Below are 6651 nucleotides of genomic sequence, written 5' to 3'. Positions count from 1 at the left end.
TATGCTTTACTGCCTTTTTGGTAATATTCATGTTCTATTCCAGATATATCGACTGTAATGGTGCCATCCTTAACTTTATATTTTACTGTTGAATCAGTTCTACCTTCTCCTGATAAAAGGAAGGTGTTACTTTCTTGATCAATTGTAAAACTATCAGGCTTCTCTAATCTATAAGATAGAGCGATCTGTGATCAAAAAAAGTTTTGTGACTAGTCAAGAGTATCCTGAACTTTTAAACCAAGAGAATTGGAAAACAATTAAGACTTGCTGTGACAATCTAAAAGTATGGCTCATCTATGATAAAGGAAAATCTATAGCTTATGTTTGGGATAAAAATAAGCTAACAGACAAAGAGGCAAAACAAAAAGCTGAATTGAAGTTACTATTAATGTGAGGAAAACGATGTATCAACCAGAAAAACTAAAAGCTCGTAGAAAAGAGCTAAAAAAGACTCAAAAAGATATTGCTGATCAGTTGGGAGTCAGCTATCAAGCCTATTCCGCATGGGAACGTGGAGTAAAACAACCATCTAGAGAAAAAGTGCAACAACTAGAGCAGATTCTAAATGTACCAAAAGGTTTTTTTACAGAGATCGAAATCGTCCGACTATATAATACTTTATCAGATGAAGGTAAGAATAATGCACTTAATTATGTCAGAAACCTAGTTCAAAAAGAAGCTTATAAGAACGTTGTTTCAATATCAGCAAAACTATACGAATATCATGTTTACGAAAAAATGTCTGCTGGTATCGGTTCAACGGTTTATAATGATCAGGATTATAATACTGTTTATTTTGATAAAGAACTAGCTCAAAAAAATGAAGCACCTATTCCAAACCTATTGGCTCGAGAATTTGACCAAGAAAAGCCACTTGAAGCAATTGTAACAGATTTGACCTACGTCCGTGTTGGAAATCGTTGGGCTTATGTTTGTTTGATCATTGATCTCTTTAACCGCGAAATTATTGGACTGTCAGTTGGGTGGCACAAGACTGCAGAGCTCGTCAAACAAGCCAATCAAAGCATTCCTTACGCGCTTACCAATGTCAAGCTGTTCCATTCTGACCGTGGTAAGGAGTTTGATAACCAGCTGATTGATGAGATGCGGCATCGCTCGGTCTCTAAGTCAAGCAGCTTGTCCCTATGACAACGCCGTGTCTGAAAGTACTTACCGTGCCTTCAAACTCGAGTTTGTCAACCAAGAAACCTTCCATTCTCTGAAAGAACTAACCTTTAAAACAAAGGACTACGTTTACTGGTGGAATCATCACCGCATTCACAGCAGTCTGAACTACCAAACCCCAATCGCTAAGCGAATCAGCGCTTTAAAAAAACACTTTATAAATTTTGTATAGAAAAGTGTTGCCTTTTCATATCTCATTTTTTTACTTAAAGCCTTGACAGACTTGACAAATGGTAGAAAAGAGCCTAAAAAGGCAGAGTCCTGATAAGTTCTACCTTAAATTTCGTTATGAAACAAGTTTATTTCTTTCTAACGTCCTCAAGAACCTCATCGCCTTTCAACTCAAAGACTCTGTGATTCTATTATTTGTAAAACTTCTTTCATATTTTCAACTTTCCATTGCGCTTTGTCATTAAAAAATGGTAATCGGCTATCATAATAACCAATAGTTGCAATTCCTGCGCTAGTTGAAGATTCAATTCCAGAGTATGAATCTTCAATTGCAATACATTGTTCTGCTTGCAATTCTAACTTATGTAGCGTTGTTAAATAGATAGACGGATTTGGCTTACTTTCTACAAAATTCTCTCCGCTAACGATGACATCAAAATATTTTTTTATGTCACACCTTTCTAAAACTTCATTAATATGCTCATATTTTGATGATGATGCTACAGCTAATTTGATTCCGTTTTTCAATGCATAGTCAATAATTTTTAGAATTTCTTTTCTAAAAAGTAAAGAATAATCAATTTTTTCATATTTCTCATCACTAAAAGAAGCATATTCTTTTTCTATAGTTTTTATATCATATTGTTTCCCAATAAATTGCTGTAAAAGCCTATAAAGATTAAAATATGATTTACCAACTAATACCAATAGCTCAGAATCTTCGTAACTAGATTTTGGATTAAGGTGTTTGATAAAATCTTTCTGTATTAGAAAATCTTGGTACTCTGTATCAACTATAACTCCATCCATATCGAAGATTATACCTTTCAAATTCATAAATCCTCCTTTAAAATCAAAATCTATCATATATAATACCCGTGTTGCTAGTTGATAAAAAATCCTAAATTATAGACCAAAATAGCCCGTTCGATCTCTAATTGCAAACCTGCTAAAGAGCGAGCAAGCGGATGTTCAATGTTAAACAATGCATTTAGGACAGAGATCCGAGTTTCGATGGTCCTTCGGATTGTCAGGATAGCAGGATTGTTGTGCTCAGCTGCTCCTTTCATATTTTTACAAATCGACGTCAAAAAGTCTATTCCCTTGGCTTCCAATCGTTTTTTCAGTTCCTTACCCAAGTAGTCCAAATCCGCTAAAACAGGAGTATAGGGGATGGCATCCAGCAACTCTTCTGCCACCTGAATATCATGGACCGAGACAGGCGTAACCAAGTAATCCAAAATATAGCCCGACTCTGTCACCGCCAGATGAATTTTAAAACCATAGAACCACATGTTTTTGGAAGCGCAGTAGCCGATGTTGGCCACCTCATTCAAGACCTTGGCCTGATGATTTCTAACCGGCTGACACAAGAGGACTGGAAAGCTGTCGATAATGACTAATTCATCAAAATCCAGCTGATTGAAATAGAGGCAAATCAGCTGAAGCAGGGGCATCAGATAATGAACACGGCGATAGAAGCGGCTTCTCTCCAATCCCTGAATCCGAAGAAATTTCGGATAAATTGATAAAACTTTCGCTGTGACTTCATCCCAATTTCTGCCTGAAATTGCATCAAGGTTAAAACAGAAACATTCGAAACCTTGCATTGCTCTACATTCTTGCGGTGGATCAACTCATCAGGAGCGACTTTTTGATATAAGTCACGGCAGACTTTACGAAGCTGCGGCATACTGAGTTGAAGGTGATGGCGATTCGGTGTATAATGGAAAATGTCCATTTGGTTTACCTCCCTGCTATTTTTCTTCACTTGCAGTGTACACCAAATGGGCTTTTTTGTTAAGTCAAATCAACTATCAGCAGGAGTATATAATATCTAATGGATTCTTAGATATTATATCAGGAGAAATAGTAAATTTTCTTGTTTTATACCAATTGACACCAACAGCTAGTACATTTGCTTTTTTGGCTGAGATAATATCTGCATCTGAATCACCAAAGAATATCGCATCTGAGGGAGTTGCATTATAATGGTCAAGTATCTTCAAAATTCCTTCACTATCAGGTTTAGAATTAGCAACATCATCATCAGATACAATGTAATTAAAATATTTTTCTAATTCTAATTTCTTCATACTTATTTGTATACTTTTTCGCCCCTTACCAGTAAAAACAGCAAGTCTTTTTCCTTTGTAATTTAATTTTTTTAATAGCAAAGTAATATTTTCAAATACTTTATTTTGAACAATAAAATGATCGTGTAAATTTTCATAAAGAATGTAAAATAATTCGACTGCTTCATCAGCATATTTTTCTTCTACATGGCTCCTTATAATATCTTCCTCACTACCTCCAAATAATGATTCAATATCCGAATCACTCATTTTGATATTTTTATATTTTTCAAACACTATCCTGAAGCAACTAAAACAAAGAGGGAGTGATTCAATAATAGTATTATCAAAATCAAAAATAAATATTTCTTTTTTGTCAATCATCTTAGTCCTCTATAATAGTTTATATAATCAAGATATTCTTGTTCAATGTTATAAGGAAGGGAGTTATAATTGAAATAACTTAACTCCAGCGTTTCTTCTGAACTTACATTCAATTCTCCCGTATAATTAATCGCTTTGTATAGAGAGGTAACTACATAGATTTCATCTTTGTTTTGCAGAACAAAATGATAATCCTGCCCTGAAAAAGTATGAATTAACTTCAATTCTTCAATTGTTAATCCGGTCTCCTCAAATACTTCCCTAATTGCCGTTTGTTCAAGTGTCTCTCCTACTTCCAATAATCCACCTGGCAATCCCCATGTTCCTGAAGACCGTTTTTGAAGCAACACTTGATCTAGTTCATTTTCAATAATAACATTTGAACCTACTAGAATAAGTAAGTCATTACCTATCTTTTTTCGAATTGTTGACACGTAATTTTCTGTTGGTGTGTTAAGCATCTTGTATCACCCGTTTCTTTATCTCTTCAGCATTGATATGAATGTTTCTTAAAATATTAACTATCATTTCGATATCTGCATACGTTAGAAATGGATGCATAGGTAAACAAATTATATTTTTGGAAATATTTTCAGTATTTTCTAAAACAAGATCATTGTATTCAGAATAACAATCCATTTTATGTATAGGAGGAGAAAAATAATTTCTTGTTTGAATACCCTCTCTATTCAAACTCTGAACAACTGTATCTCTATCTAACCCAAATGACCTTGCATGCACTACTATGCATAAATCTTTATATGTACTAATTTGGTTATCCGGTATTTTTTGCAACGATACTCCTTCAATTTCAGATAATAACTGTCTATAATAATTGCCAATCTTTTTACGCTCCGATAGATTTTTGTCAATTACACTCAATGACATTAGACCAGTTATAGCTGCCAACTCACTAAGTCTAGCATTAACACCAATCTCAGTACAATTATAATCTCCCGGATTTCCATATTCTCTTAAAAGTCTAATTTTGCTATCAATTTCTTTATTTTTACTTACGACAATTCCCCCTTCACCTGTAACTAGAGTTTTTGTAGGAGAGGTACTATATACTGAGATATCACCAAAGTTTCCCAAATGTGTTTTGTCAATGGTACTACCAAATGCGTGAGCAGCATCATAGATAAGTTTAAGATTATGGGTTTTAGATACCCTTTCTAATTCATATACTTCTGCTCCAACTCCGAATATGTGCACAGCAATAATTGCTTTTGTTTTAGGAGTGATATATTTTTCAATGTTATTTGTTTCGATTGTAAATGTTTCAGAGTTGCAATCTACAAAAACAGGAATAGCTCCAACCTTTTTAATTGCATGAACAGTTGCACAAAATGTAAAACTAGGGACAAGGACTTCATCACCACTTTTTATTCCCAATGCTTCTAATGCTAAAATTAATCCTATAGTCCCAGAAGAGACAGCAGTTACATAGGGAGCTCCTAAATAACTGCTCACCTCAGACTCATACTTTTCTAAAAATCTCCCTTTTGAGAGCATCCCAGTTTTAAAAACTTCGTTAAAGTATGACTCATATTTTGATTCTGAATAAGTAGGAAACATAGGTTTTATAAATTTTAATTGACTTGAAAACGCTGGTTTCCCACCTAATATTGCTAATTGTTTCATATTCTAACTCCTTAATTCAAATATTCCTTAGTAGCAACTTTTACGTTGCTATATATATCGCAGAATGGATTATTAATTAACCCTGATTTCATGCTATTTGCAATTTCTTCTACTCCAACTTCAATAGACTTCTGTGATGAAAAACCCAACTGCTCTATTTTATCAAAAGAAACACTATAGCTTCGATTATCTTCCTTTAAACCATCTAAGTTAACTTTAGTATTTCCAGTAGCTTTTGAAATTATGCTAGCTACTTCAGTAAGATTATAATTTTCAGAATTATTACCAACATTAAATACTTCTATACCGTTATCTGTATATTTATTTTTACATCTTTCTTCAAAAAGCAAATTGATAGCTCTGGCCACATCTCCACAATGAATAAATGGTCTCTCTTGCTGACCGCCGTAAACATTTATAACTCCGTTATTTAATGCAGAGGCAGTCATTACATTTACAGCTAAGTCAAATCGCATCCTCCTCGATAAACCAAAAACGGTACAAAATCGCAATATGATAATATTCAACTTATCCTTATAATTTAATAAATCTTTCTCTGAAAGTAGCTTTAGCTCTGCATAATAATCAACAGGATTGGGAATACTATGTTCATCAAACTTATCTTTACCAAAACCATAGACACTACAGCTTGAGGCAAAAATAAAATTTTTCACCCCCTTTTTGACTGCACATTCTACTAGATTTCTTGTTCCACGAACGTTAATATCGTAAGCGATATCTTTGTCAACAACACATGAAGGCTCTCCAACTAGACTTGCCAAATGAATAATTGTATCAATTTGATTTAGGGATTTCAAAATGTCCTCTTTGATTCGAATGTCCCCCTTAACTAATTTAAAACGTTCTGAATATAAAAACTCAGATAGTGAATCAAAACCAAATATACCGCTGTCTAAAACAACAACCTTATTTTCTTGATTATTTAGCAATTCTTCAACTAATCTTGAACCAATATAGCCACAACCGCCTGTCACCAAAATATTACTCATGAATCATTCTCCTTTTTCCATATTGTCTTGTCAATATAACAATTATTCCGAAAACAACATCAGTAGATTTAATCAATCATACTATCTTTCAGGGTGTTTTCTTATAACCTAATATAAATAAGAAATCAAAACTTCATCGCTCTATTTCTACTTATTATATTGTTGAAGTGCTTTATTATATG

General features: G+C 33.7%; 5 protein-coding genes and 4 pseudogenes. 3 read left to right on the top strand and 6 right to left on the bottom strand.

Annotation, left to right across the window (positions count from 1 at the left end; translation table 11 throughout):
• Nucleotides 1-148 precede the first annotated feature (148 nt).
• The 3 pseudogenes from ADI76_RS02260 to ADI76_RS11650 form a co-directional block, all read left to right on the top strand.
• A pseudogene (locus ADI76_RS02260) lies at nucleotides 149-394 on the top strand (hypothetical protein); the annotation flags it as partial.
• 8 nt (nucleotides 395-402) lie between these two features.
• Nucleotides 403-564, top strand: a pseudogene (locus ADI76_RS11655) (helix-turn-helix transcriptional regulator); the annotation flags it as partial.
• Between the two features lie 249 nt (nucleotides 565-813).
• A pseudogene (locus tag ADI76_RS11650) lies at nucleotides 814-1357 on the top strand (integrase core domain-containing protein); the annotation flags it as partial.
• A 170-nt stretch (nucleotides 1358-1527) separates the two neighbouring features.
• Here ADI76_RS11650 and ADI76_RS02250 read toward each other — a convergent pair.
• From ADI76_RS02250 to ADI76_RS02220, 6 genes and pseudogenes are all read right to left on the bottom strand, one after another.
• Complete coding sequence (locus ADI76_RS02250; RefSeq protein ID WP_239683606.1) at nucleotides 1528-2223, bottom strand: HAD family hydrolase; 696 nt, start codon at nucleotides 2221-2223, stop codon at nucleotides 1528-1530.
• Between the two features lie 17 nt (nucleotides 2224-2240).
• Nucleotides 2241-3097: pseudogene (locus ADI76_RS02245) on the bottom strand (IS982 family transposase).
• Between the two features lie 76 nt (nucleotides 3098-3173).
• Complete coding sequence (locus ADI76_RS02235) at nucleotides 3174-3815, bottom strand: HAD family hydrolase (protein ID WP_003005641.1); 642 nt, start codon at nucleotides 3813-3815, stop codon at nucleotides 3174-3176.
• A complete protein-coding gene (locus ADI76_RS02230) occupies nucleotides 3812-4276 on the bottom strand; it encodes an NUDIX hydrolase (protein WP_049514452.1) in 465 nt (154 codons plus the stop codon). The genes ADI76_RS02235 and ADI76_RS02230 overlap by 4 nt, the downstream gene beginning before the upstream one ends.
• Complete coding sequence (locus ADI76_RS02225) at nucleotides 4269-5459, bottom strand: DegT/DnrJ/EryC1/StrS family aminotransferase (RefSeq protein WP_049514450.1); 1191 nt, start codon at nucleotides 5457-5459, stop codon at nucleotides 4269-4271. The genes ADI76_RS02230 and ADI76_RS02225 overlap by 8 nt, the downstream gene beginning before the upstream one ends.
• A gap of 11 nt (nucleotides 5460-5470) precedes the next feature.
• Nucleotides 5471-6469, bottom strand: coding sequence for an NAD-dependent epimerase/dehydratase family protein (locus ADI76_RS02220; RefSeq protein ID WP_003005029.1), 999 nt, complete (start codon nucleotides 6467-6469; stop codon nucleotides 5471-5473).
• Nucleotides 6470-6651: the final 182 nt, after the last annotated feature.

Source organism: Streptococcus parasanguinis (assembly GCF_001074805.1).
Taxonomy (GTDB): Bacteria; Bacillota; Bacilli; order Lactobacillales; family Streptococcaceae; genus Streptococcus; species Streptococcus parasanguinis_A.
This window is presented reverse-complemented; position numbering and strand designations above follow the sequence as displayed.